Origin of the sequence: Clostridium boliviensis, assembly GCF_033342255.1 — a bacterium.
GTDB classification, from domain to species: domain Bacteria; phylum Bacillota; class Clostridia; order Lachnospirales; family Lachnospiraceae; genus Lacrimispora; species Lacrimispora boliviensis.
The window spans coordinates 126,362-152,016 of record NZ_JAWONS010000179.1 but is presented as its reverse complement, the minus strand read 5'-3'; the positions used below and the strand labels follow the sequence as shown (position 1 = coordinate 152,016).

Genomic DNA, 25,655 nt, shown 5'->3' with positions numbered 1-25,655 from the left:
CAGGAGCAGGCAATTTATGAACAAGAAAAACAAAATTCTTCCCTGGCAATATAGTATTCCCTCAATTTTATTAATTGGATTAATTGTAGTTTTTCCCATTATATACACCATATATATTTCATTTACAAATATGAATCTGTATCATTGGACGAATTACGATTTTATAGGATTCGGCAATTACATACGTGCTTTAACAAAACTGGATTCAGGTTTTATGTCCGCATTATTGACTACAATCGTTTGGACTGTAATCAATATGGTAATACAGATTCTGGCTGCCTATATCATCGCACTGGGGTTAAATGCCAAAGGCTTAAAACTGGCAAGGCTGTATAAGACATTGCTTATGTTTCCCTGGGCAATGCCCGCTTATATATCAATTTTACTGTGGAGAGTAGGCATCTACAATCCACAGTACGGTTTATTAAATAAAATACGTACAGCGTTAGGGTTTTCCAGTATGAATTTTTTATCAGAGAATATTCCGGCTTTTCTTTCCTGTATGGTATTAAATTTGTGGATGGCGCTTCCATTTCTTATTATGATGATGGACGGGGCATTGCAGAGTGTTGATATCAGTTATTATGAAAGTGCAAGATTGGATGGAGGCGGCTGGTGGACACAAAATTTATATATTACAATACCACTGATCAGACCTGTTTTAGCACCCTCAATCATTATGACAACATTTACTACCTTTAAGCAGTTTGATATTATCTATTTATTGACAATGCAAAAAGGTTCTCTTACAGGTTCTACTCTTCAGACTGTTATTACATATGCACACCAAAACGCGTTTGTATCAAATAATTATGGGCTTTCATCTGCCGTTTCCATTGTGATATTTGGATTCATTATATTTTTTTCTATATTTGTCAATCGTGGTATTCGGGAGGAAAGCGAATGAACAAAAAAACAACAAATCGTATCGTACGTTTAAGTATCCTGAATATATTTTTTATAATGCTGTGTTTTATTACATTAATTCCTATTTTATATGCATTTCTGCTTTCAATAAGCAAGGGAAGCTCTGCATTTGGAAGCGGATTCCTGCTTCCTGAGAATCCCACACTGAAAAATTACAAAGCCATTCTTGTAGAGGAGCCTTTTCTTATATGGTTTAAAAATTCTGTGGTTCTTAGTCTGGGAACAATGATACTTGCAATGAGTACTTCGGTGACAGCATCGTATGCATTTTCACGTTTTCGTTTTCGGGGAAGAAATGAGATGTTAAAGCTTTTATTATTGCTAAATGCATTTCCGCAAATCTTATCGATGTTTGCCATTTTCAGATTATTTAAAAACATGAACCTTCTAAATAATTACATAGGATTAATCCTGATTTATGCAGGAAGCATGTGTATATTCAGTATTTGGAATATGAAAGGCTATTTTGATACTATTCCAATAGAAATTGAGGAATCTGCAAGAATTGATGGCGCAGGCTCGGGGCAGATCATCTGGAGAATTATATTGCCCCTTGCCAGACCTGCCATTATCGTAACTGCAGTTATGGTTTTGATTTTTGTATGGAATGAGTACTTATTTGCAACTACCTTTTTAATGAATGAGGAAAATTACAATCTTGCAGGCGGGCTTTATCAGCTTCAGGCCAATGACTATAGCAGAAACTGGTCCTTATTTTCAGCAGCTGCAATCTTAGTTTCAGTACCTATTCTGATCCTGTTTTTTTCCATACAAAAATATATGGTATCAGGGCTGATAACCGGAGGAGTGAAAGGATAATGAAGAGTAATATGAGATTAAATCGTGAGGCAGTTTTGCATATTCCTTTATCAAATTATGCATTTGCCAATTCTGAAAATAGATTAACAATAAGAATACGTACACAAAGGGGCAATGTTTCTGCCTGTACTTTATATTATGGTGATCGGGCATGTGCGGACACACCAGTGGTTTTTAAAGAAATTAAAATGGAAATAAAAGCAAGGGATGAATTATTTGACTATTATGAAGCAACATTTGAAACGCCTTTTTTGCGGGTCTGTTATTATTTTAAGCTGCAAAATGAGGTAGAATGGACCTATTATTACTCTGACCGCTTTACGAATGAGCTTGCGTTTACTTTTTTAGATCAAAATATGATGGAAGAGAGAAGTGAGTATTATCAATACCCTTACATATTAAAAGATGAGATACCAGATGTCCCGGATTGGTTTAAAAAGGCAGTTGTGTATAATATATTTCCGGATAGTTTTGCATGTGGAAAATATACCTCCCCTTTAAATCCAAAGAATGTGGTTTTAGAAAATGGAAAGGTATGTAAATCCAGATTAGGAGGTACGCTGAGAGGAATTTTAGAAAATCTGGATTATATTCAGACACTTGGTTTTAACTGTATTTATCTTAATCCCATATTTACAGCAGGGGAATACCACAAGTATGATACGATTGATTACTATCATATTGATCCGTGTTTTGGAACCAATGAGGAATTGAAGCACTTAGTGGAAGAAATTCACAAGCGGGAGATGAGGATCATTCTGGATGGAGTATTTAACCATTCCAGCTGGGAGTTTTTTGCTTTTAAAGATGTAATGAAAAAGGGGGAGGAATCAAAGTATATTAACTGGTTTTATAAATTAAATATTCCTGTCCGCAGACCTCAGTCAGAAAAGGAGAAGCCAGATTATGCCTGCTTTGCTTATGAAGCCAGAATGCCAAAACTAAACACTTCCAATGAAGAGGTACAAAAATATTTCGCAGACGTTGGTGCGTATTGGATACGTAATTACAAAGTGGACGGGTGGCGATTGGATGTAGCAAATGAAATTGACCGTAATTTTTGGAGAAAGTTCCGGGAGGCAGTGAAAAAAGAGAATAAGGAAGCAATACTTATTGGTGAAGTGTGGGAGAATTCTGAAAGCTGGCTTCGGGGAGATGCCTTTGATTCAACAATGAATTATGAATTCCGGAGAATTTGCCGTGATTATATAATCGGTGATCATAAAAATGCGTTAACTGCTGCAAAGCAGCTGGAACGTATGAGACTGCGATATCCTACCAACCTTGTGAACGGACAGCTGAATCTTTTGGATAGCCACGATGTACCCAGATTTTTATCGCTTTGCAAGGGAGATGAAAGAAAATGGCGGCTGGCCTGTATTTTACTAATGCTGTTTCCGGGAGTTCCCAGTTTATTCTACGGGGACGAACAGGCAATAGGAGGAATAAAAGAAAGTGAGTACAGGAATCCCATGGTATGGGGTAAAAATCCGTCATTGTGTAAATTCGTGCAAAATATGATAGAGATCAGGAAGGAATATATAGAGAATAATACTTCCTATGAATTGTTATGGGATGATACGAATGAACAAGTACTCTCTTTCGTGAGAGAAGGGAGTAAAGGAAGATTATTCGTAAGTCTGAATATATCAGAAATCAGTCAGAAGTGGGATAAGGAGGCTGGAAAAATGATTCTTGCTTCCTCAGGTGATAAAGAGTTTCTTGAAACAATGGGATATAAAATATATTTAAAAGGGAAGTAACCTTGCAGTATAAAAATGACTGCCGCACTAAGTAATTAGTGCGGCAGCCCCATCAGAAAGTATTTTTGATTGTCCTCTTTACAGTTACTGTAGCAGATAAGCTTTATTCAGCATGTTTTTAGTTTATCTGCTTAATTTGTCATAACCGGAATCTTTAATAGTACCATCGCTGTTGGTGATGTAGTATTTGTCATCGCCGTCTTTTACGTTGATTCTGTTCTTAACCAGCCGTCCGGAAGTGCTGACTAAGTATTCTTTTCCTTCGAATTCTACTACTTTGTATCTTTCATATCTGTCTGCTTCTAAAAGACGTCCCTGAATATAAATACTGTCGTCATAGATGCCGTTATATCCTTCACCCTTTTTGCTGCCTGATTTACGGAAGTTAAAGGTGTAGTTTTCTCCGTCCAGATCAATTCTGGTCTTTCCGGTTTCCATAGCGCCTTCCTTCGGTGAATTGCCGAAGTAGTAAACCCGGCTGGCGTCATCTACTTCAGGAAGCTCACTTTCGGTTTCGACCTCTTCATATGTTTCAATGTTTCTGTCAGAATCGAATGTGAGTTTGTAAAGTCCGTGAAGCATCTCACCTTTTTCATTGAAACCATATCTGATTCCGTTAATAGATTTAATGCGGCTCTTTACAAGGTCACCGTTGTTGCTTGCATAGAACCAGTACTCGGTGCCGTCATCGTAACCCTCTTCATCAAGCTCCTCGCTTGGTACGGTTTTAAACCATCCCTTTGCCTGCCAGCATTGTTCAGGAAGATTGTAGTACTGGTTAGATGAGCTTGCCGTAGAGGCAGATGCATTTGGTGCATCCTCATACCAATCATATTGAGTCGCTCCGTATTCATCAAAACGGTACTTTCTGCCGTTGATGGTTTTTGTGGTATCGGTCATCTTTTTCCCGTTTGAACGGAAGTAGAACCAGTAGGAACCATCAAAGAAATCATCATTCTCAGGTTCATCCATTACTTCAAGTGATCTCCAGCCATTTGCACGGGCACCGTCAGAAGGTGAGCCGCAGTAATAGATGCCTTCTTTCCATGCGTCATCTCCTGTAACACGGGTAGAGGAATCATCGATCCAGCCAAACAGCATTTTTCCTTCGTAATTAAATGCGTAAGAATTACTCTGCCCATTTGAAATTTTAATTGATTTAAAAGATGTTCTGCCGGAAGATGGTGCTTTATAAGCCCTTCCGTTGCTGCCAAAATAATACCAGTAGGTATCCGGTGAGTCCTCTTCTTCATAGTCGGAAGGAACCTCTCTCCATTCGTTGGTAACCATGGCACCTACGGAATTTACATAGTAGTAATTGCCATCTGTTTCGACAAGCTGGCTGGTTGAAAGCTGGCCGTCATAGTCCAAGTAGAACCAGCTGTCCCCGGATTTTCTCCAGGAATCTGTAGTTACGTCCCCGTTGTTATCGTAGTAAACCCAGCTTCCGTTTTCCTCGGCCCAACCTTGAGCTGCAAATGATGTCATGGAGGCACCTATGGTAAAGATCGCTGCAGCGCAGGGAATCAGCCATTTCAGTTTCTGTTTCTTCATTAAAAGTCTCCTTTCATATCTCCCGCCCGCTATCATTAGGCTATCGCTTATGATTGTTGGGCAATTTCAGCTTGCATCTGCTGATAAGGTGACTTTAAACCATGGAGTAGGTACAGGGTCAAGGAATGTTAAAAAGGCGTAAGATTCCGTAAGAAAATAACGAATTGTTAAAAAAATCGTAATAATTTCTTATTTTAGTTTAATAGAGTATGTATAATTCCCTCCCCATTGATGATAACAGACGGAGAGAGCTGCTGTATAAACTGTATGGCACTCTGCTTTTTATCAGGGGAGACAATCAGATCAGTGGTGCAATTTTTCTGAATACATGGGATAAACTGCAGTTTATTAAGTCCATAGGGAGTGACCGTTGCTTCCACTAGTCCGGTAGGAATCGTTTTGCTGTTGAACCAGAAATTGCCGAGGCTGTATACAATGGGAATGATACCAGCAGCAGATAAGGTGTCAAGTGTATCAAGCAGAGCATCCGGTCCGTAATCGTAAACGTGGTTATTAGCCAGAGATACCAGATCTACTGACAGGGTATGTAAATTTTGTACCATGGCGGGATCCGCCCGGAACGTAAAAGCCTTTCCCGGCAACGGATATCCCCTTCTGCTGTAACAGAATTCATTGTTTATCATCATGATATCTGCGGCAGACATCCGGGCTTTTACATTGGGGAGAATACAGGAATCAATGCCGCCTCTTGTGTGGTATGCGGACATGTTGGCGTATCCATCTGCAAAACTTAAATCTCCGGCAAAGGATAATACCACCTGATTGGGATCTGAAGAAACTTTCAGCCAGATGCGGTGGGAGCGTGCGGTGTCAGGGGTGCTAAGAACACCCGAATAGAGGTCCTTTAATACAAGAAGTGAACATCCGGTCAGTTTATGCCAGAGTTCGCTCCCGTTGGAGTCGGATTCAAAAGAGGCTATGAGTTTTTCATAGACATCGGTTCCATATTCGGATTTTATAAAAGCCATAAAATCATCGCTGATTCCTTCCGGAAGCCTGTCCGCATCAGCCCTTGTTTCCTGTGGAACAGCTGGAGGCTGGGTAGGTGAGGAAGCCTTATCTTGCCCGGTTACATAGTTTGAGGGAAGCGGGAGGGCGGCGGATCTTTCACAGCCGGTCAGCAGCATAAGGATGACGGCGAGAATAAAAAATTTATTCCTGTTCATAGTATTTTATCACACGTTTCCTTTCTTTATAATCTGTGAGATATGTTCCATATAACGTTATACTATATTGTGGTAGTTAGCAAGAGCTATTGGAAGCTTATAATATAAATAAGGTGTAAATTATTCCAGGACAGAATAATTTACACCTTGTCTATTAAATGTTCCCATTTACTGCTTTGCTAAATTACAGATGGTCTCTACACAGGTATCGATCCCTAATTTAGATGTATTTAAACTGATATCATAATAATCAGCTCCGCCAAATTCTGTATTAGTATAATAAGCACAATTTTTTCTTCTCATTTTATCAATAATAGAAATTTGCTCTTTTGTTTTAGCTTCAGATGCAACAGGCATCTGACCCTTCATACGCTCGAAACGCCATTGAGGATCTGCATGTACAAATACGTGTAACGTATAATCAAATTCCTTCAGTATGGTATTTGCATTTCGACCAACAATCACGCAATTTCCTTTTTCCGCTACTTCTTTAATAATATGACTCTGGGCATTAAAAAGTTTTTCACTCAGAGGCTTATTGTAAAAATCAAAAAGGCTCTGGGCAAACCCGAAGTTGACCGGAATCTTATCATCCCATTTCAATAAACTTTCAACATCTATATTGGATTCTCTTGCAGCTTTTAGAATTAATTCTTTATCATAAAATTCATAGTTCATAATACTGGCTACTTTTCTTCCGATTTCTCCTCCGCCAGCACCAAACTCACGACTGATTGTAATAATCTTTTTCATAGGTTACTCCTCCAAAACAGACTATAACACTTTATTTAGAAAATCGATGGTTCTGTTTTCTTTCGGGTTCATAATAACTTCCTGGGCTGAACCCTGCTCTACGATATAACCATCGTCCATGAACACAATTCGGTCTGCCACTTCTTTTGCAAAACCTATTTCATGTGTTACTACAACCATGGTCATACCTTCTGATGCAAGCTCTTTCATAACAGCCAGTACTTCGCCCACCATTTCAGGGTCCAGTGCAGAGGTGGGTTCATCAAAAAGCATAATGTCAGGATTCATGGCCAATGATCTTGCAATTGCGATACGCTGCTTTTGTCCTCCGGAAAGCTGGGATGGATAGGCATCTGCTTTTGTATTCAGTCCTACACGGTTCAATAATTGCATGCCCTTTTCTTTCGCCTCTGCCTTAGTCATAAGCTTTAGTTCTACCGGAGCAAGCATGATATTCTCTAAAACAGTTTTATGAGGAAAAAGATTGAAGTGCTGGAACACCATACCAATATTTTCACGTACTTTATTGATATCGGTATGTTTATCTGTAATATTCATACCATCTACGACGATGATGCCGGCGGTGGCTTCCTCAAGCTGATTAAGACACCGGAGAAAAGTAGACTTACCGCTTCCGGAAGGCCCTAGTAAAACAACCACTTCTCCTTCTAAAATATCAATACTCATGTCTTTCAGTACTTCTAATGAACCAAAATTTTTCTTTAAATTCTCAACATGAATTTTAATCGTTCTATCTTCCACGGTTAACCCTCCTTTCAATCCTCTTTGCAACTTTACTGAGAGTAATAATTACAACCATATACATGATACCTACAATTGCCCAGGTTTGCAGACTCTTTAATGTATTTCCACTAATTGTTTTTCCCATATTAGTAAGCTCCGGGAATCCAATAACAGAAAGAATAGAGGTGTCTTTTAATGTAATGATGAACTGATTGATAATAGACGGGATCATTGTGCGGACGGCCTGTGGCAGCACCACCAGCCGCATACTTTTCGCATAGTTTAAACCAAGACTTCTGCTGGCTTCCATCTGTCCCTTATCAACACTTTCAATACCTGCACGGATTATCTCAGCCATATAAGCACCGCAATTCATGGCAAGAGCGATCGTACCCGCCTGAAGAGCGGTCAGTCTGAAATCCTGTATTCCCATCATTTTTATTCCGGTGGGGATACCAAAATATATAAAATAGGCCAGAACAATCAGCGGAACACCACGAACCCCATCAACATATGCAATCCCGATAAAATTAAAAAAGCGATTTTTCCCAACGTTCATCAATGAAAAAACCAATCCGATTACCATGGCGAAAACCAATGATAACAACGTAAGAAGTAACGTTTTGCCCAATGCCTGAAGCAGCATGGAGCCATAGGTTTGAATGATCGTAATCATAACTTAACCTCCGTATTTTTATTTTATATAGGATGATAACAAGAACGTGAGATTCCTGTTACAGTCTCTCACGTTCGTAATCAACTTTCGTATATTTATAGCTATTTTAAATATTTATCGATAATTTCTTCGTATTTTCCATTTGCTTTAATATTTGCAAGTCCTGCATTAAACATATCCAGTAATTCCTGCTTATCTTTATTCAGAATAGCAAATCCGTAAGGAGCGCCTTCACTTTCCATACCTTCCGGAATCATAAGATCAAGTCCGCCTTCTTTAATAGAAGCTTTCATAATCGGTAAATCTTCCACACATGCTGCGCTGTTTCCCAGTATTACATCCTGATACATGGTTGGTGAATCATCAAAAACAGTTACTGTAAATCCATACTTGTCTTTCAGGCTGTTTGCAAAATCGGCACCAGCTGTAGCGTTTTTAACTGCAACATTTTTACCTTTCAGATCTTCAAAGGTCTTAATGTCGCTTCCCTTGCCCACTACAAAGGTCTGGGAGGCATTATAATATCCTTCGGAGAAAATCCAGCCGGAATCAATACGTTCCTGTTTAATTGTGGCACCTGCAATAAGACCATCTGCCTGACCTGACTGAACAGCAGCAACTGCGGCATCCCAGCCAAGGCTCTGTAATTCATACTTAAATCCCTGATCTTCAGCAATAGCAGCAAGCAAATCAACATCAATACCAACAAATTCGTTCTTTTCATTGGTATATTCAAATGGTTTAAATACAGTGTCCGTAGCAATAATCCAGGTTTTGTCATTAGATGAGCCGCCATCTGCCTGTAAAGTAGTTTCTTTAGCAGTATCCGCCTTCTCCTGGGAACCGCAGCCAGTCAATAATACAGCACTGGATAAAAGTGTACATAAAACCAAAGCCAACATTTTTTTCATAATTAATCTCCTCTATTATTTCATTTTTTAATAAACAATAACAGCTTAGCTTATCACAATATAAGAAATATTATATATAATACAATTTATATTGTCAATTTTTAAATCTCGTTTTATGTTTTCTGCCGTTATCCAAATTTTGCCATAATGTAATTTATGGTTTTAGAATTGTTCAGAAGCCATTTAGAAACCATTAAGATTTTTTGCTCATAATAGAATCATCAAGTAAAAAAGGAGAAAGATATTGTATGAGTATTAAAAATGGTCTGTATCGTAACTTAGGAAGCTTTTTGACAGCAGCTGTCGTTATTTCCGGTCTGTGTCCGGTAACTTCTTATGCTAATATAAGTTCTTCTGATTTTAATATGCGGGATAAAGTTGTTAATTTAACAGGAATTATGCAGCTTACAAATAATATGGGGATTGTGACAAGGGGAGAATTTGCCCAAATGCTGGTAAACGCTTCCAGCTACAGGGAGAACCTTTCTAAATCCAATTCTTCTGTTTTTAAAGATGTTCCTGCAAATCATCCCATGGCTGAATATATTAAAATAGCAGCTTCTCAGGAGTGGATGGCAGGTTATCTCGGCGGAGTCTTTAAACCAGAAGAAAAGGTTACATACAGAGAAGGCGTAAAAGCAGTGCTTTCACTGCTGGGATATAAAGATGAGGATTTTACAGGGGATATCACTTCTTCCCGCATATCAAAATTTCAATTTCTGGAGCTGAATGAAAATGTAAGCCGGACAGCCAATGAGTGCATGACTCAGACAGACTGTGTAAATCTTTTTTATAATCTCCTGAAAACAAAGAAAAAGGATACAGGTGAAATCTATGGCAAGCTCTTAAATTGTGAGCTTAATTCGGATGGGGAAATCAATCCGATCTCTATTCTTAAAGATGAAAGAAAAGGTCCGCTTCTGGTACGGAGGGGATTTAGTGTGATTCAGTCTGTACCTTTTGGGTCAGAAAAGGCAAACGTTTTTTTAAACGGAGCGGCCAGTACGTTAGCGGCTGTGAAGCAATCTCAAAAAGCCAACGGTTTTGCAGTCATCTATTATAATGTCAAATCAAAAACCATTTGGGCTTATACCACGGATGGTTGGGATAAAGATACTCTGACGGGTGAGAATGCTTATGTTCTGATAATGGGTGAAGTTAAAAATATTTATTATAAATCTACCGATGTGATTACCCCCACCTCTATTCGCCTTGAGATTGACAGCAGCAATTCAGACAGCGATATAACTAATAGTGAGAATGTAGACAGCAATGGATATCTGTCCATTAATTTAGAGTCTTCCAAGCTGCAGTATCTGTTTTCGATCTATGGAAAAGTGACGGTGGGAGATAAGGTAGTGATGGTATGCAGCAAAAATGGCACCAGCTATACGGCAGTGGATGCCATTGACTATTGAAAATGAGGCGAGAGTTTATGAATAAAAATAAAAGAAATATTCTGCTTATTGCTACAGTTGCTGTTGCCATATCAGCAGGATTTATTGTGATAAAGCAAATTAGAAAAACGAGCATGCCTGACGACAGGATTACGTTAAATACTGCTGTCGTTACAAAGGGAAATATTGTCACTGAATTAAAGGCATCCGGAACTTTGGCTGCAAAAAATACATACAAAATTACATCTATGGTGGAAGGAGAGATCTTAACTGCCGATTTTTCGGAGGGAGACCAGGTAGAGAAGGGACGGATCCTGTATGAGATTAATAAATCTGCCATGGATTCTGAACTGTCTGGCTCTGAAAATGCATTATCCAGGGCAAACAGCTCTCTGGAGCAGGCGAAAAAACTTTATGAAGATGCTGTTTTAAAATACAGTGGTAATACCTACAAGGCAAAAAGATCTGGATATATTAAGGAATTATATATTAAAGCCGGTTCTAAAGTGGATAGCGGAACAAAAATTGCAGATCTTTATGATGATCATGTGGTAAAACTGAAGGTACCGTTTCTTTCCGGAGATGCCGCCGCTTTTGCAGGAGGCGCAGCAGCAGTTATCACTCTTCCAGACACGGGAGAGCAGATTCAGGGAACGGTGGAAACAGTTTCCAGCCAGGAAACTGCCCTGACCGGAGGCAGACTGGTTCGCAGGGTGACTGTTTCTGTGCAAAATCCCGGAGGTTTAACCAGCGGGATAAAAGCGAGTGTATCCGTAGGAGGGGTATCCGGTGCGGAAGACGGAACTTTCGAGCCGGAGATTAACAGCGCTCTGGAGGCAGATCTTCCCGTTTCTGTTGAAGTAGAAGCACTTCTTGTAAATGAAGGAGATTATGTACAAAAAGGGACTCCCTTGTTTCGTATTACAGAGATAAGTGCAGATGATCTGAAGAAAAATTATACAGATCCCATGAATCAGGCAGAAGAAAATGCAGAATCAGCAGAGAATAAATTAGATATTACAAGAAAAAATTATGAAAATTATACGATTAAGGCTCCAATATCCGGAACAGTTGTTGCGAAAAAATATAAAACCGGAGATACCATAAGCAAAAATACAAATACTGATCCAGATCTTGCTGTCATCTATGATCTTTCCCAACTGACTTTTAAGCTTCCGGTGGATGAACTTGATATACATAAGGTAAAAACAGGCCAAAAAGTGGCTGTGACTGCAGATGCCTACCCTGGAAAAACGTATTCTGCGACTGTTACCAATGTAAGCCTGGAAAGTACGGTAACCAATGGGGTCAGCACCTATCCGGTCATTGTCACTCTGGATAATAAAGAGGATTTGCTTCCAGGTATTAATGTGCAGGGAGTGATTTCCACCGGCAGTGCAGAGGATGTTCTTCTGATACCGGCAGCAGCACTAATGCGGGGAAACCTGGTTTATATAAAGGATGATAAAGCACTGGAGAGTCAGGGTGATGTGCCTGCAGGTTTTCGGGCGGTAAAGGTAGAGACCGGACTGATCAGTGCAGAAGCTGTGGAAATAAAAAACGGACTGGCAGAAGGGGATGTGGTTTATGCTGCACAGAAAGAAACCGAATTGCCAATGGGTAATCTTATGGAAGACATGGGAGGTGGGCCTGATGGTGAAGCTGGGGAATAAAAGAAATGACAGCAGAGAAACTTTGGGAACCTGTGGGGACTGCGAATTAATTAAGCTGGATCATATCTATAAGATCTATAACATTGGAGGAGAGGAAATCTATGCCAACGACGATGTAAGTATTGCCATCACAAAAGGGGAATTTGCTGCAATTGTAGGTAAGTCGGGAAGCGGGAAATCAACTCTTATGAATATCATAGGCGCCTTAGATGTCCCGTCTAAAGGGGAATATTACTTAGGGGGAGAGCCGGTACGGAAGATGGGGGACAAACAGCTGGCCCGTATCCGGAATGAGATGATCGGGTTTATATTTCAGCAATATAATTTACTCCCAAAGTTAAATATAGCTGAAAATGTGGAACTTCCCCTTCTCTATGCAGGAGTAGAGGCCGGAGAACGAAAAGAGCGTACGTACCAGGCATTAAAGAAAGTGGGGCTGGCAGAAAAATGGAGAAATCTTCCTGGGCAGCTCTCAGGAGGGCAGCAGCAAAGAGTTTCCATTGCCCGGGCACTTTCCGGAAATCCGTCACTGATTCTGGCAGATGAACCTACGGGAGCGCTTGATTCCAAAACCAGCAGGGAAGTTCTGGATTTTTTAAAGCAGATCAATGAGGAAGGCAATACAATTGTGATGATTACCCATGACAATACGATTGCATTGGAAGCAAAACGGATTATCCGCATTGCGGATGGAAAAATCAATTTTGACGGAAAGGCAGGAGATTATGCGACAATCCTTTAAGCTTGCACTAAGAAGTATATGGGGCAATAAAATGCGCTCTTTTCTGACAATGCTGGGAATTATAATCGGAGTAGCCGCTGTGATTGTCCTGGTGAGCCTGATTAACGGTTACATGGATAGTGTAATGAAAAGTTTCTCCGATATGGGTGCCAATCAGATACAGGTTAATGTGACCAACCTTTCATCAAGGGCCGTAAATAGTGGGCAGATGTATGGATTTTATGAAGAAAATACCAATATATTTGAACGTATGAGTCCGGTTGTGAATGTTTCCGGGAAAGTACGAAACGGAGAAAAATCACTTAAATATACAGCGGTTTCAGGGTGCAGTGAGCAGTATGGAGATATGAAGGGGCTGAAGATTAAAGCAGGACGTTCCATACTTTATTCCGACATTGAATCCAGACAGAGGATTTGTGTGATTGGGGGATATGTGGCTAAGAAGCTATATGGAGCCGAAGAAAATGCGGTAGGTAAAAAAATAAAAATAGGAGAAAACACATTTGATATAGTGGGTGTATATGAAATAAAAAACAAACAGTATTCAGAAAGCGGAGGAGAAGATGATTTTGTCTGGATTCCTTTTACGGTTGCAGTTAAAATAGAAAAGAATGCCAATATAGGGGATTACATATTCACTGTCAGAAATGTGTCAAAGGCAAATGAAAGCGTTGAAAGGATTCAAAAATTTGTGGTGGAGATTCTTAAAAATAAAGAGCTTGTCCGTGTTATGGCTATGAGTAAAGTTCTCGATTCCATGAATAAGCAGATGGCAATGATAAGTGGACTTGCAGGAGGGATAGCCGGCATATCTTTACTGGTGGCCGGCGTGGGAGTAATGAATATCATGCTGGTTTCCGTGACTGAGCGTACCAGAGAGATTGGTATACGAAAATCACTTGGAGCAAATAAAGGTGCCATCATGCAGCAGTTTATTATTGAAGCGGCAGTTACCAGTTCGATTGGCGGGCTCATTGGGATCATATTCGGCTGCTTTGTAACAGCTATTGTGGGTAAGATGATTAACATAACAGCAGCGCCTGCATTAAATGCCGTTTTGATAGCATTTGGAGTCTCCGTTGCCATTGGCCTGTTTTTCGGATATATGCCTGCCAGAAGAGCAGCGGGATTAAATCCTATTGATGCATTAAGAAGCGATTAAGCATTTTTACGGAGAATCAGAAAAATTCAGATTTTATTTAAGGGTAATTATTTCCGTTATGTAGTATAATTTTTCTAACAGAAATTTTTGGGTGAGGAAGGAATGCGATGGAACAATTAAAAATTTTAATCATTGAAGATGATGAAGATATCCGGGAAGGTGTGAGAATTCTTTTAGAAAGCCAGAATTATCTGGTAGAAGAAGCAAAGAATGGGAAGGAAGGTCTGGAGCTCTTAACAGAAGATACGGATATGGTCATTTTAGATGTCATGATGCCAGGCATGAATGGATTAAAGACATGCAGAGAGATACGCAAGCGGTCTTTTGTTCCGGTTTTGTTTCTTACAGCAAAGACTCAGGAATCGGATAAATTAATTGGACTTATGGCAGGGGGAGACGATTATCTTTCCAAACCCTTTTCTTACTCTGAGCTTCTGGCAAGAGTACAGGCACTCCTTAGAAGATACCGTGTGTACAAAGGAAAGGAGTTCACAGACAGTATTCATGAAAGATGGCTGGAACTATATGATATCCGCATTAATGAAGAGTTTAACGAGGTGTGGGTAGGGGAAGAAGAGAAAGAACTGACAGATATCGAGTATAATATTCTGCTTCTTATGATGAAGCACCCGAAACGTGTTTTCTCAGCTCAGAATCTGTATGAAAGCATATGGGAAGAGCCTTATTTTTATTCATCCAACAGTACGGTTATGGTTCATATCCGTAAGCTTAGAATGAAAATTGAGGCAAATCCCCAGGAACCGGTACACATAAAAACCGTATGGGGAAAGGGGTACCGCTTTGAATAAACGTTACCACAGCATGAAACTGCAGTTTTCACTGGTGATTATTGGAGCAGGAATCCTGGCAGTTCTCGTGTATCTGGGAGTGAGTATGGCATCTCAGAAAACTTTGGATTCTTATTTTAACAGTAAGGCTTTTATAGCAGGAGCGCAGAAGAAGAGTGCAGATCAGTTTCAGGAATATGTAAGAAAGAATCATATCAATTCATATGACAAGTCTGCCCTTGATACTTGGACAGAACGCCAGAATATGGTTTATATAACGGTATACAGAGATGACAGTGTAATTTATGATTCGATTATGAGTGACAGTGATTATTATAAGAGTCAGCCTTATTTTGTTATTCAATTTGAGGATGGACCAGCAAAAGTGTATTTGGACGGATTCTTTGGATACCAGTTTTATCTCACTGCAATGACCATATCTCTGATCGTCGCTGTACTGGTTTTTTTAGCGGTCTGTATCGGGTTTATGGAAAAGAAGATCACATATATCACACTTCTGGAGCGGGAGGTAAAGGTATTAAAGGGAGGTTCTCTTGAAAAGGCAATTTCAATCAGGGGATCAGATGAGCTTACTTCTCTTGCTCAGGGCTTAAACGAGATGAGAGTGTCATTAAAAGAGAATATGGAGATGAGGGAAAAACTGCGTTCTGCCAACAAGAGTCTGGTAACAGGATTATCCCATGATTTGAGAACCCCTCTTACCACGTTAATGATCTACCTGGAATTACTGTCTAACGGGAAGGTTCCTGAGGTAGAAAAGCAGATGCAGTACTTAAAAAAATGTACAGAAAAGGCAAAGCAGATGAAAGTGCTTTCGGATCAGCTGTTTGAAAGTGTTCTGGTAGCTGAAGAAAAAGAAGCAGAACTGGAAGAACCCCAGATGGTCCAGTATATCATGGAAGATGTGATCTCTGATCTGATTATGTTTCTGGAAAGCCAGGGGTTTGATACGGATTGCAGGATTGAGTGGGAGCCGGTGAAAATAGCAGTTTCCATTGACTATATAATTCGCATTGTCAATAATATAAGCTCCAATATCATAAAATATGCTGATTTGGGTAAGCCGGTTATCATTGAGATGAAATATTTAAGAAATCAGGTGGAAGTATGTTTCATCAATGGAATATCTCCATACAAAAACAATGGGGAAAGCACAAAAATGGGAATTCAGAATATCAAATCAATGATGGAGAAAATGGGTGGGGAATGTGAAGTGAACAGCCACGACAGCAGCTATATGATGAAAATAAAATTTCCGGTAAAATAAGAATAATTGCTTTATCTGATGGTAATATAATACCACAAAAACAACTTTTTTTCAAGTCTTGTAATTCCTCTGAAACAGGCGTAAACTGTGGATTTATCAGAAAGGAGTATATTATGGACGTTGAAAAATGGCTGGTGCAGAAAGATGAAGGGGATTTTGCCGCAATAATAAAAAAATCAAATGAATATACCGGACAGTTTGGTCTTAAACTGTCTGAGGAAGATGCAGCCCTGCTTTTAACAGAGAGATTAAATATCTTAAAAAAGCAGGAGAGGGTGGAATTCGGAGAAGGAATTCTTCCTAAACTGATATTTGCTTTCTGTGATTCTCCGTTTGTTTATCAGGAAAACTATACGGATACCCTGGGACGATTACAGGAAATTTTTTATTTGTATAAAAATGAGACTCTGGACGAAATACCGGATGATGAACTGATCGAGTTTATGAAAAAGCAGTTCGATGGTCCTTGTCAGGGATCAGTGGACTATCTGGAAGAAACTGTACTGGAGGCATATGCACGGGAATCCAGATCTGGTCATCATGAGAGCGGGGACGAGGATGAGATATAGACAGGAGGAACTGATATCTGTTGTGGCGAAGCTTGCATCCCGGTATACAAGCAATGAAAGTACGTCAATCTCATATGAAAAAGCCCGGCAGTTGATGGAAGCTGTCATTTATTGCATTCATGAATATGAGAATGGCGGAGCAGGTCCTGGCGAGCTTGCAGCCGATGATTCCGGACTTCCGGCAGATATGGCTTATAAACAGGGATATGAACGACTCTTAGACAAGGTTTCTAAAATACGCCAGGAATATAACCTTATGATGGAGGATTTCCGGCACTATGGCAACCGGTGCTGTTACGATACCTTACAAGAGGGATTACCGGCATTTTTCCTGTATTACGATCCACGTTTTAATCCGATGAACCATATTCTTACTCTGGATTATCCGATTTTGATTCCGTTAAAATCGCTATGCGGAGCCGATCTGATGGAAATTTATGTAAGCTGCGCACATTTGGAACAGAGATTTCTGCAGAAATTGCCGGCTGATTATATTCTGTATGTACTCTATGCATATTCCGGTGATTATGAGGAACTGATCATCAATCTGGCATCTGTTGTGTTAAGAAATGTACTGGGATGCCGGATCGCAGGAAAAACCATTGATTTATGTGAGTATTCCGAAGCGGAACTAACACGCCTTACGAATTTTATCCTTACAAATACAAGAGAGGATATAGAGGAGCAGTTAAAGAAGTACGTGGATGAAATGATGGACGCTGCATATGAGGGAGATAGAGTGCTGGGACATTATTTAAAAGAGGATATAAGAGACTTTAGCTTTGAGTTGAAAAATGCATGGAGCAATAACTGCCTTCATACAGTTTTGGCAGTGGAAAGACGGTAAAAATAACCGGAAGACCTTTTGGAAGGCTTCCGGTTTTATTTTATTCATTCAAAAGATTCTTCTGCGCAGTTGAAAGCATAAGCTTAATACGGTTTAACTGATTGACCTCACTGGCGCCGGGATCATAGTCTACAGCGATGATGTTGGAATCAGGATACGCCTTTCTTAACTCCTTGATTACACCTTTTCCCACAATATGATTGGGGAGACAGCCAAATGGCTGTGTACAGACTATGTTATTGGTGCCTGAATGGATCAGCTCCAGCATCTCTCCCGTTAAAAACCAGCCTTCTCCGGTCTGATTACCGATGGATACAAACTGGTCTGCCATTTCAGCAAGGTTTCCGATATGAGCCGGAGCGGTAAAGTGTTTGCTTTTTTCCAGCTCCCGTTTGGCTGTTTTCCGGAAAAACTCCAGAAGTGAGATACCCATATTAGCAAAGAAAGCAGTGGATTTTTTTCCACCCAGGAAATCTGCCTTAAAGTTGGTATTATAGAAACAGTAAAGTAAAAAGTCCATTAAATCAGGCATTACGGCTTCAGCACCTTCGGCTTCGAGAAGTTCTACAATCCGATTATTGGCAAGAGGAGAGAACTTCACCAGAATTTCGCCTACGATACCAACCTTTGGCTTTTTCACCGAGTTTCTTGGAAGGCTGTCAAAATCTCTGATGATTCCCTTGATATTGCGGGAGAATTCCATCATGTCAGCGGTCTTTTTAGACAGAGACACAATGCAGCGATCCTTCCATTTGTCATGCAGGGAGTTGGCGGAACCAGGTATCTTCTCGTATGGCCGTGTGGCATACAACACTCTCATAAATACATCTCCGTAAACCACTGCCTGCATGGCTTTCGTCAGCATGGGAAGGGAGATGGTAAAGCCGGGATTGCTCTCCATATTGCCTGCATTGACTGAAATTACCGGCACCTGGCTCATTCCTGACTTTTCCAGGGCTCTGCGGATAAAGCCAATATAGTTAGAAGCACGGCAGCCGCCCCCTGTCTGGCTCATAAATACAGCCGTCCGGTTTAAATCATATTTCCCGGAAAGAAGAGCGTCCATGATCTGGCCCACCACAATCAGTGAGGGATAGCAGGCGTCGTTGTTCACATATTTTAAACCGGTATCAATGGCAGAACGGTTATCATTCTGCAGAACCTCCACGCGGTAGCCGAATGCCCGCAGTGCTGGTTGTATAAGATCAAAATGCAAAGGAGACATCTGAGGACATAAAATGGTGTATTCCTTTTTCATCTCCTTGGTAAACAGGACCCGGTTGTAAGCGCTGGAAACCACTTTTTGCTCAAAATGCCGTTTCTCCCGGACCTTTAAGGCTGCAATGAGCGAACGCACGCGGATTCTGGCTGCTCCTAAGTTATTCACTTCGTCAATTTTTAGTACTGTATAAATTTTACCGGAACCGGTCAGGATATCATTAACCTGGTCGGTTGTAACTGCATCCAGACCGCATCCAAATGAATTGAGCTGAATTAAGTCTAAATTGTTTTCTTTTTTTACCAGACTGGCGGCCCGGTAAAGCCTGGTGTGGTACATCCACTGATCTGTAACTACCAGCGGGCGTTCGATCTCAGCAAGATGAGAAACGGAATCCTCAGTCAGCACTGCAAAGCCGTAGGAGGTGATCAGTTCGGGAATTCCGTGATTAATTTCCGGATCAACGTGGTAAGGCCGGCCTGCAAGTACGATGCCGTGTCTGTTATTTTCCTTTAACCACCGTAAGGTTTCTTCTCCCTTTTTCTCCATATCTGTGCGGGAGGATAAAAGCTCCAGCCATGCTTTATGGGAAGCGTCTGCGATCTCTGCTGCAGGGATTCCAAATTCCTTCGTAAAGACTTCCGTTAAACGTCTGGTTACTATTTCTTCATTGGTGAAAGCAATAAATGGATTTAAAAAACGGATTGCTTCTGTTTTAATGCTTTCTACGTTATTTTTAATATTTTCTGCGTATGAAGTTACAATCGGGCAGTTAAAGTGATTACCTGCATCAGGACTTTCATTCCGTTCGTATGGAATACAGGGATAAAAAATAGTTTTAATTCCCTGCTTAATCAGCCATTCTACGTGCCCGTGTGCAATTTTTGCCGGATAGCATTCTGATTCACTGGGAATGGATTCAATACCCAGTTCATAGATCTTTTTGGTGGACTGGGGGGACAGCATGGTGCGGAATTTTAATGTATGGAAAAATACAGCCCAGAAGGGGTAATTCTCATACAGGTTTAAAACTCGCGGGATTCCGATGATTCCCCGGGTCGCCAGATCATTGCTTAACGGCTCGTAATCAAACATGCGGTGGTTTTTGTAATCAAACAGGTTGGGAATTTCCCGCCTTGTTTTTTCCTTACCAAGTCCCCGTTCACAGCGGTTTCCTGAGATAAACTGGCGTCCGCCGTCGAACCGGTTAACAGTGAGTACACAGTTGTTGGTACAGCCCTTACACCGGCTCATGGAAGTCTCATAGTGGAGAGTAAGGATCTTATCAAGATCCAGCATAGATGTCTTTGCAGATCCATTATAACGCTCTCTTGCGATTAGTGCGGCTCCAAATGCGCCCATAATTCCGGCAATATCAGGTCTGACAGCTTCACACCCTGCTATTTTTTCAAAACTGCGGAGCACAGCATTATTATAGAAGGTACCGCCCTGGACTACCACATGCTCTCCTAAATCAGAGGCATTTGTTATTTTAATTACCTTAAATAAGGCGTTTTTAATGACGGAGTACGCAAGTCCTGCGGAAATGTCGGAAACCTGGGCGCCTTCTTTCTGAGCCTGCTTTACATTGGAGTTCATAAAAACAGTACATCGGGTTCCAAGATCTGTGGGGTTCTTTGCAAAAATAGCTTCAATAGCAAAATCTTCCACTTTATAGTTTAAGGAATTGGCAAAGGTTTCAATAAAGGAACCGCATCCGGAAGAGCATGCCTCGTTTAACTGGACACTGTCTACCGTATTATTCTTAATGCGGATGCACTTCATATCCTGTCCGCCAATATCTAAGATACAATCAACTTCCGGCTCAAAAAATGCTGCCGCATAGTAGTGGGAAATCGTCTCAACTTCTCCCTCATCAAGGAGAAAGGCAGCCTTTAATAAGGCCTCGCCGTACCCGGTTGAGCAGGACCATACAATCTGGCTGTCTGATGGCATCTGTTCCTTAATCTCTTTTATGGCAAGGATGGCGGTTGAAAGCGGAGAGCCATTGTTGCTGCTGTAAAAACTGTAAAGCAGGGTACCGTCTTCTCCAACCACGGCAACCTTCGTGGTGGTGGACCCGGCATCGATCCCTAAAAAGCATTTGCCATGATAGGAGGATAATTCGCCTTTCTTCACACAATGGCTGTTGTGGCGGCGGATGAATTCATCGTAATCTTCCTGACCTGCAAACAGTGGTTCCATTCGTTTTACTTCAAATTCCATCCGAATACCATTTGATAATCGGGAGATCATATTCTCAAGAGTTGTTATTACATCTGTCTTTCCTTCTGTGCACATGGCAGCACCAATGGCAGCGAAAAGATGGCTATGATCCGGAGCAATAATGGCATCTCCCGTAAGGTTTAACGTACGGATAAAGGCTTTTCTCAGTTCAGGAAGAAAGTGAAGCGGTCCTCCTAAGAACGCCACATTGCCTCGAATGGGTTTACCACATGCCAGTCCGCTGATCGTCTGGTTTACGACTGCCTGAAATATAGAGGCAGCCAGATCCTCTCTGGTGGCTCCTTCATTAATAAGTGGCTGTATATCCGTTTTGGCAAATACGCCGCACCGTGCAGCGATTGGATAGATGGCTTTGTAGTTGGCAGCATATTCATCAAGACCTTTGGCATCCGTCTGTAATAGTGAAGCCATCTGGTCGATAAAGGAACCGGTACCTCCGGCACAGATTCCGTTCATTCTCTGGTCAATGCCGCCGGTAAAATAAATTATTTTTGCATCTTCTCCGCCCAACTCGATTGCCACGTCGGTCTGCGGGGCATAATCCTTAAGGGAAGCGGCAACTGCAACTACTTCCTGTACAAAGGGAGTCTTTAAATGCCTGGACAGAGTAAGCCCGCCGGATCCGGTTATAGAAGGGACAAGCTCCATTGGCCCTAACTGTTCATAGGCCTTCTTTAAAAGGCCTGCCAGTGTTTCCTGTATGTTAGCATAATGCCGCTCGTAATCAGCAAATAAAAGCTGTTGATTTTTGTCTAAAATAGCAATCTTTACGGTAGTGGAACCGATATCGATTCCCAGTGTATTATATGTATTCATATGTGCGGGGTAACCCCTGCCTCCTTTTAGGTAAAAGTAAGTTACTGACTCACCGGACATCAGTTTAACATAAAATAAGAAATAAAACAATTGCCTGTATATGCTAAAATAATGTTAATCTTAGTAAAATTTGTGTAAGTTCACAAATTGCGGTAGCATTTCGTTTGACAAAAATGGTCTGGGAAACTATAATGTATAAGTCAAAGTCCGCCAAAGTATGCAGGATTAATTCCGTAGAAGGGGGAAAAGCTATGATTCAGATTTATAAAACAGAAGACGGCCTGATTCATCAAAAGGATGAGCTTTCTCCGGGGTGCTGGGTAGCACTTACCAATCCCACAGCTACGGAGATATTGGAGATCGCTGATACCTATCGTATCGATCCCGATGATTTAAGGGCTCCTCTTGATGAGGAAGAGCGTTCCCGTATTGAGACTGAGAATAATTACACCTTGATTCTTGTTGACGTTCCTACCATTGAGGAAAGGGGCGGGAAAGACTGGTATGTAACAATCCCTATGGGAATCATTACAACCGATGACGCAATCATAACGGTATGCCTGGAAGAAACCACAGTGTTAAATGCCTTTATGGATGGAAGAGTCAGGGATTTTCATACTTATATGAAGACCCGTTTTATTCTCCAGATTCTTTATAAGAACGCATCATTATACTTACAGTATTTAAGAGTAATTGATAAAAAAAGTGCAGTTGTAGAAGAAAAACTTCATAAGTCCACAAAGAACCGGGAACTGATTGAGCTGCTGGAACTGGAAAAGAGTCTGGTGTATTTTACCACTTCGCTGCGTTCCAATGAAGTAGTGTTAGAAAAGCTCATGAGGAATGAAAAGATTAAGAAATATCCGGAGGATACCGAGCTTCTTGAGGATGTTATCGTCGAGAACAAGCAGGCGATTGAGATGGCGAATATCTACAGTGGTATTTTAAGCGGAACTATGGATGCATTTGCTTCCGTTATTTCCAACAACTTAAATATTGTTATGAAATTTTTGGCAACTATCACCATTGTAATGTCTATCCCGACTATGGTAGCAAGCTTTTATGGTATGAATGTTAACCCTGTTGGCGTTCCTTTTGCCCACAGTCCATATGGTTTTTGGATTGTACTTGGTCTTACATTGATTCTGACACTGAGTGTTGCCTGGATTTTTTCAAAAAAGGATTTGTTTTAGCTTAGGAAGGTTGAACGCATGAAATTTTTTTATAATCTGGAACGCAGATTCAGAAAATATGCCATTCCGAATCTTATGTACTATATTATTGGCATGTATGGGACCGGGCTGTTTTTACAGCTTTTTACACCGGGGTTTTATGTACAGTATTTAGCTCTCGATGCACAGAAGATTTTAAGCGGTCAGGTATGGAGAGTTGTTACCTTCATGATTTATCCGCCAGGCGGAGGAAGTCTTTTCGGAAGTCTGATCGGCATGTATCTCTATTATATGCTGGGAGTTAACTTAGAGAGAATCTGGGGGGCTTTCCGGTTTAATGTTTACTTCTTTATGGGAGTGATCGGTCATGTAGCAGCCGCTTTGGTTGTTTACATCTTTTTCAAGCAGAATATCTATCTGACCACGGAATTTTTAAACTATTCTCTGTTTTTTGCTTTTGCTGCGACATTTCCTGATCTGGAATTTCTTCTGTTTTTTGTAATTCCAATCAAAGCCAAATGGATGGCTTTATTTAATGGAATCTATTTCCTCTATGAGTTTATTATGGGAAATATGGCAATCAGAATTACAATTGTAATGTCGTTAATTAACTTCTTTGTGTTTTTCCTTCTGACCCGGGATTTAAACCGGTTTAATCCGAGGGAAATAAAAAGAAAGCAGAATTTTCACCGTCAGATGAAAATTATGCCCCAGGGAGGAACCCATCATAAGTGCGCCGTATGCGGCAGGACCGAAAAGGATTCCCCAAACCTGGAATTCCGTTATTGTTCAAAATGTGAAGGCAGTTTAGAATACTGTTCCGAGCATTTATATACACATAAACATGTAACATCGGACAACCCCACAACCGGTGATACGACTAACTAGCTACGGAGGATAATAATGAAGAGAACCAAAATTATATGCACGATGGGACCAAACACAAATGACCGCGCACTGATGAAATCACTTGCTGAGCACGGAATGGATATCGCCAGATTTAACTTCTCACATGGTGACTATGAGGAACAGAAAGCACGTCTTGAAATGCTTAAAAGCATTCGTGAGGAATTAAGCCTTCCGATCGCTGCTCTTCTTGATACTAAAGGACCGGAGATCCGTACCGGACTTTTAAAAGATGGAAAAAAAGTTACCTTAAAAGAAGGTGATACCTATGTTCTCACAACAGATGAGATTGTAGGAGATGAGACCAGGGGTCATATCAACTACGACGGCTTAAACGATGATGTAGCAGCCGGCAACCGTATTTTGATTGATGATGGTCTGATTGAACTGGAAGTTTTAGAAGTCAAGGGCAGCGAAATCGCCTGCAGAATTGTAAACGGCGGCGAACTGGGAGAGAGAAAGGGAGTCAATGTTCCCAATGTGAAGATTAAACTTCCTGCTCTTACTGATAAGGACAAAGCAGATATCCGTTTTGGTATTGAACAGGGCTTTGACTTTATTGCTGCTTCCTTTGTACGTACAGCTGATGCGGTACGTGAAATTAAGGATATTCTGGCAGAGAATGGTTCTGATATTGCAGTTATTGCAAAGATAGAGAATGCAGAAGGCATTGAAAATCTGGATGAGATCATTGAGGTCAGTGATGGAATCATGGTAGCCCGTGGTGATATGGGAGTTGAGATTCCGGCTCAGGAAGTACCTTTTATCCAGAAGAGCATTATTCAGAAATGTAATGAAGCCTGCAAACCGGTTATTACTGCAACACAGATGTTAGATTCCATGATCCGCAACCCACGCCCGACCAGAGCGGAAGTAACGGACGTTGCCAATGCGGTATATGACGGAACTGATGCAGTTATGCTTTCCGGTGAAACCGCGATGGGAAAATATCCGGTAGAAGCACTTTCCATGATGGCTTCCATCGTAGAGGAAACGGAGAAACACTTAGATTACTCCGGATACAGACAGCGTAAGGTATCTGCAGTGAATACACAAAACGTATCAAACGCAGTATGCTACTCTTCTGTAGCCACCGCTCACGACCTGGGAGCAAAGGTAATTGTGGCTCCAAGTATTACCGGTTTTACCACAAGACTTTTATCCAAATGGAGACCGGAAAGTTTAATTATCGGTTTATCTCCAAGTGCATCTGCTCTTCGCCAGATGCAGCTGTATTGGGGAGTTGTGCCATTCCAGGCAAGACGTGCTGAATCCACAGACGTTTTAATTTATTCTTCTTTAGAACTGTTAAAATTGAAAGAGATTGTTAAAGAGAACGATGTGGTAGTTGTAACCGCTGGTGTTGTCAGCCCTGCAAGAAAGCATGAACCTGCAGCCCACACCAATATCATGCGTGTTGTAACTGTCGATTAATAGCTTATTACAGTAATTCTGAATATTTATACAAAAAGTGTAGACAAAAGAGTCTATCCCC

Annotated in this window: 21 protein-coding genes; 14 read left to right on the top strand and 7 right to left on the bottom strand. The window is 40.8% G+C overall.

Features of this window, described 5'->3' with window-relative positions:
* Positions 1-16 precede the first annotated feature (16 nt).
* From RZO55_RS11730 to RZO55_RS11720, 3 genes are read left to right on the top strand one after another with little or no spacing between them, the layout of a single operon-like run.
* A complete protein-coding gene (locus tag RZO55_RS11730; protein ID WP_318064471.1) occupies positions 17-907 on the top strand; it encodes a carbohydrate ABC transporter permease in 891 nt (296 codons plus the stop codon).
* Complete coding sequence (locus tag RZO55_RS11725; protein WP_318064470.1) at positions 904-1,746, top strand: sugar ABC transporter permease; 843 nt, start codon at positions 904-906, stop codon at positions 1,744-1,746. The genes RZO55_RS11730 and RZO55_RS11725 overlap by 4 nt, the downstream gene beginning before the upstream one ends.
* Complete coding sequence (locus tag RZO55_RS11720) at positions 1,746-3,509, top strand: glycoside hydrolase family 13 protein (RefSeq protein ID WP_318064469.1); 1,764 nt, start codon at positions 1,746-1,748, stop codon at positions 3,507-3,509. Before RZO55_RS11725 ends, RZO55_RS11720 begins: the two co-directional genes overlap by 1 nt.
* A gap of 123 nt (positions 3,510-3,632) precedes the next feature.
* On the opposite strand, the gene RZO55_RS11715 is transcribed toward RZO55_RS11720, so the two are convergent.
* From RZO55_RS11715 to RZO55_RS11690, 6 genes are all read right to left on the bottom strand, one after another.
* Positions 3,633-5,063, bottom strand: a complete 1,431-nt coding sequence (locus tag RZO55_RS11715; protein WP_318064468.1) for a cell wall-binding protein — start codon at positions 5,061-5,063, stop codon at positions 3,633-3,635.
* Between the two features lie 194 nt (positions 5,064-5,257).
* Positions 5,258-6,250 carry a CapA family protein gene (locus tag RZO55_RS11710; protein WP_318064467.1) on the bottom strand — a complete coding sequence of 331 codons (993 nt, stop codon included), beginning with the start codon at positions 6,248-6,250 and terminating at the stop codon, positions 5,258-5,260.
* 168 nt (positions 6,251-6,418) lie between these two features.
* On the bottom strand, positions 6,419-7,003 hold the full coding sequence (locus RZO55_RS11705) for a cytidylate kinase-like family protein (protein ID WP_318064466.1): 585 nt from the start codon (positions 7,001-7,003) through the stop codon (positions 6,419-6,421).
* 21 nt (positions 7,004-7,024) lie between these two features.
* Positions 7,025-7,690: an amino acid ABC transporter ATP-binding protein gene (locus tag RZO55_RS11700; RefSeq protein WP_336624289.1), complete on the bottom strand. Its 666-nt coding sequence runs from the start codon at positions 7,688-7,690 to the stop codon at positions 7,025-7,027.
* A 64-nt stretch (positions 7,691-7,754) separates the two neighbouring features.
* Positions 7,755-8,423, bottom strand: a complete 669-nt coding sequence (locus RZO55_RS11695) for an amino acid ABC transporter permease (protein WP_318064464.1) — start codon at positions 8,421-8,423, stop codon at positions 7,755-7,757.
* A gap of 101 nt (positions 8,424-8,524) precedes the next feature.
* Positions 8,525-9,334: a transporter substrate-binding domain-containing protein gene (locus tag RZO55_RS11690; RefSeq protein ID WP_318064463.1), complete on the bottom strand. Its 810-nt coding sequence runs from the start codon at positions 9,332-9,334 to the stop codon at positions 8,525-8,527.
* A gap of 248 nt (positions 9,335-9,582) precedes the next feature.
* Between RZO55_RS11690 and RZO55_RS11685 the strand changes: the two genes are divergently transcribed.
* From RZO55_RS11685 to RZO55_RS11650, 8 genes are all read left to right on the top strand, one after another.
* Entirely contained in the window at positions 9,583-10,752 is a 1,170-nt protein-coding gene (locus RZO55_RS11685; RefSeq protein WP_318064462.1) for an S-layer homology domain-containing protein, read from the top strand.
* A 17-nt stretch (positions 10,753-10,769) separates the two neighbouring features.
* The gene (locus tag RZO55_RS11680; RefSeq protein ID WP_318064461.1) at positions 10,770-12,404 is read left to right on the top strand and encodes an efflux RND transporter periplasmic adaptor subunit; all 1,635 of its coding nucleotides are present in this window, start codon (positions 10,770-10,772) and stop codon (positions 12,402-12,404) included.
* On the top strand, positions 12,385-13,146 hold the full coding sequence (locus RZO55_RS11675) for an ABC transporter ATP-binding protein (RefSeq protein ID WP_318064460.1): 762 nt from the start codon (positions 12,385-12,387) through the stop codon (positions 13,144-13,146). The genes RZO55_RS11680 and RZO55_RS11675 overlap by 20 nt, the downstream gene beginning before the upstream one ends.
* Before the next feature lie 31 nt (positions 13,147-13,177).
* Positions 13,178-14,308 carry an ABC transporter permease gene (locus tag RZO55_RS11670; protein WP_336624288.1) on the top strand — a complete coding sequence of 377 codons (1,131 nt, stop codon included), beginning with the start codon at positions 13,178-13,180 and terminating at the stop codon, positions 14,306-14,308.
* A 107-nt stretch (positions 14,309-14,415) separates the two neighbouring features.
* A complete protein-coding gene (locus tag RZO55_RS11665) occupies positions 14,416-15,117 on the top strand; it encodes a response regulator transcription factor (RefSeq protein WP_318064458.1) in 702 nt (233 codons plus the stop codon).
* Between the two features lie 13 nt (positions 15,118-15,130).
* Positions 15,131-16,384 (top strand): HAMP domain-containing sensor histidine kinase, encoded by a 1,254-nt coding sequence (locus tag RZO55_RS11660; RefSeq protein WP_318064457.1) that lies wholly within the window; start codon positions 15,131-15,133, stop codon positions 16,382-16,384.
* Between the two features lie 113 nt (positions 16,385-16,497).
* Positions 16,498-16,953 (top strand): DUF6323 family protein, encoded by a 456-nt coding sequence (locus tag RZO55_RS11655; RefSeq protein ID WP_318064456.1) that lies wholly within the window; start codon positions 16,498-16,500, stop codon positions 16,951-16,953.
* Positions 16,943-17,800 carry a DUF6179 domain-containing protein gene (locus RZO55_RS11650; protein ID WP_318064455.1) on the top strand — a complete coding sequence of 286 codons (858 nt, stop codon included), beginning with the start codon at positions 16,943-16,945 and terminating at the stop codon, positions 17,798-17,800. The genes RZO55_RS11655 and RZO55_RS11650 overlap by 11 nt, the downstream gene beginning before the upstream one ends.
* A 40-nt stretch (positions 17,801-17,840) precedes the next feature.
* Here RZO55_RS11650 and RZO55_RS11645 read toward each other — a convergent pair whose 3' ends face one another.
* Positions 17,841-22,082 (bottom strand): acyl-CoA dehydratase activase-related protein, encoded by a 4,242-nt coding sequence (locus tag RZO55_RS11645; protein ID WP_318064454.1) that lies wholly within the window; start codon positions 22,080-22,082, stop codon positions 17,841-17,843.
* Positions 22,083-22,333: 251 nt separating this feature from the next.
* On the opposite strand from RZO55_RS11645, the gene RZO55_RS11640 reads away from it, so the two are divergent.
* The 3 genes from RZO55_RS11640 to pyk are packed head-to-tail and all read left to right on the top strand — an operon-like array spanning position 22,334 to position 25,594.
* Positions 22,334-23,275 carry a magnesium transporter CorA family protein gene (locus RZO55_RS11640; RefSeq protein WP_318064453.1) on the top strand — a complete coding sequence of 314 codons (942 nt, stop codon included), beginning with the start codon at positions 22,334-22,336 and terminating at the stop codon, positions 23,273-23,275.
* A gap of 18 nt (positions 23,276-23,293) precedes the next feature.
* Positions 23,294-24,142 carry a DUF1751 domain-containing protein gene (locus RZO55_RS11635; protein ID WP_318064451.1) on the top strand — a complete coding sequence of 283 codons (849 nt, stop codon included), beginning with the start codon at positions 23,294-23,296 and terminating at the stop codon, positions 24,140-24,142.
* 15 nt (positions 24,143-24,157) lie between these two features.
* A complete protein-coding gene (gene pyk, locus RZO55_RS11630) occupies positions 24,158-25,594 on the top strand; it encodes a pyruvate kinase (protein WP_318064450.1) in 1,437 nt (478 codons plus the stop codon).
* Positions 25,595-25,655: the final 61 nt, after the last annotated feature.

Coding starts and splice junctions, on each gene's coding strand:
- RZO55_RS11730 (WP_318064471.1), top strand. CDS start 17: ATGAACAAGAAAAACAAAATTCTTCCCTGGCAATATAGTATTCCCTCA.
- RZO55_RS11640 (WP_318064453.1), top strand. CDS start 22,334: ATGATTCAGATTTATAAAACAGAAGACGGCCTGATTCATCAAAAGGAT.
- pyk (WP_318064450.1), top strand. CDS start 24,158: ATGAAGAGAACCAAAATTATATGCACGATGGGACCAAACACAAATGAC.
- RZO55_RS11715 (WP_318064468.1), bottom strand. CDS start 5,063: ATGAAGAAACAGAAACTGAAATGGCTGATTCCCTGCGCTGCAGCGATC.
- RZO55_RS11655 (WP_318064456.1), top strand. CDS start 16,498: ATGGACGTTGAAAAATGGCTGGTGCAGAAAGATGAAGGGGATTTTGCC.
- RZO55_RS11650 (WP_318064455.1), top strand. CDS start 16,943: ATGAGATATAGACAGGAGGAACTGATATCTGTTGTGGCGAAGCTTGCA.
- RZO55_RS11695 (WP_318064464.1), bottom strand. CDS start 8,423: ATGATTACGATCATTCAAACCTATGGCTCCATGCTGCTTCAGGCATTG.
- RZO55_RS11670 (WP_336624288.1), top strand. CDS start 13,178: ATGCGCTCTTTTCTGACAATGCTGGGAATTATAATCGGAGTAGCCGCT.
- RZO55_RS11645 (WP_318064454.1), bottom strand. CDS start 22,082: ATGAATACATATAATACACTGGGAATCGATATCGGTTCCACTACCGTA.
- RZO55_RS11705 (WP_318064466.1), bottom strand. CDS start 7,003: ATGAAAAAGATTATTACAATCAGTCGTGAGTTTGGTGCTGGCGGAGGA.
- RZO55_RS11665 (WP_318064458.1), top strand. CDS start 14,416: ATGGAACAATTAAAAATTTTAATCATTGAAGATGATGAAGATATCCGG.
- RZO55_RS11680 (WP_318064461.1), top strand. CDS start 10,770: ATGAATAAAAATAAAAGAAATATTCTGCTTATTGCTACAGTTGCTGTT.
- RZO55_RS11720 (WP_318064469.1), top strand. CDS start 1,746: ATGAAGAGTAATATGAGATTAAATCGTGAGGCAGTTTTGCATATTCCT.
- RZO55_RS11685 (WP_318064462.1), top strand. CDS start 9,583: ATGAGTATTAAAAATGGTCTGTATCGTAACTTAGGAAGCTTTTTGACA.
- RZO55_RS11700 (WP_336624289.1), bottom strand. CDS start 7,690: ATGAGTATTGATATTTTAGAAGGAGAAGTGGTTGTTTTACTAGGGCCT.
- RZO55_RS11660 (WP_318064457.1), top strand. CDS start 15,131: ATGAAACTGCAGTTTTCACTGGTGATTATTGGAGCAGGAATCCTGGCA.
- RZO55_RS11710 (WP_318064467.1), bottom strand. CDS start 6,250: ATGAACAGGAATAAATTTTTTATTCTCGCCGTCATCCTTATGCTGCTG.
- RZO55_RS11635 (WP_318064451.1), top strand. CDS start 23,294: ATGAAATTTTTTTATAATCTGGAACGCAGATTCAGAAAATATGCCATT.
- RZO55_RS11725 (WP_318064470.1), top strand. CDS start 904: ATGAACAAAAAAACAACAAATCGTATCGTACGTTTAAGTATCCTGAAT.
- RZO55_RS11675 (WP_318064460.1), top strand. CDS start 12,385: ATGGTGAAGCTGGGGAATAAAAGAAATGACAGCAGAGAAACTTTGGGA.
- RZO55_RS11690 (WP_318064463.1), bottom strand. CDS start 9,334: ATGAAAAAAATGTTGGCTTTGGTTTTATGTACACTTTTATCCAGTGCT.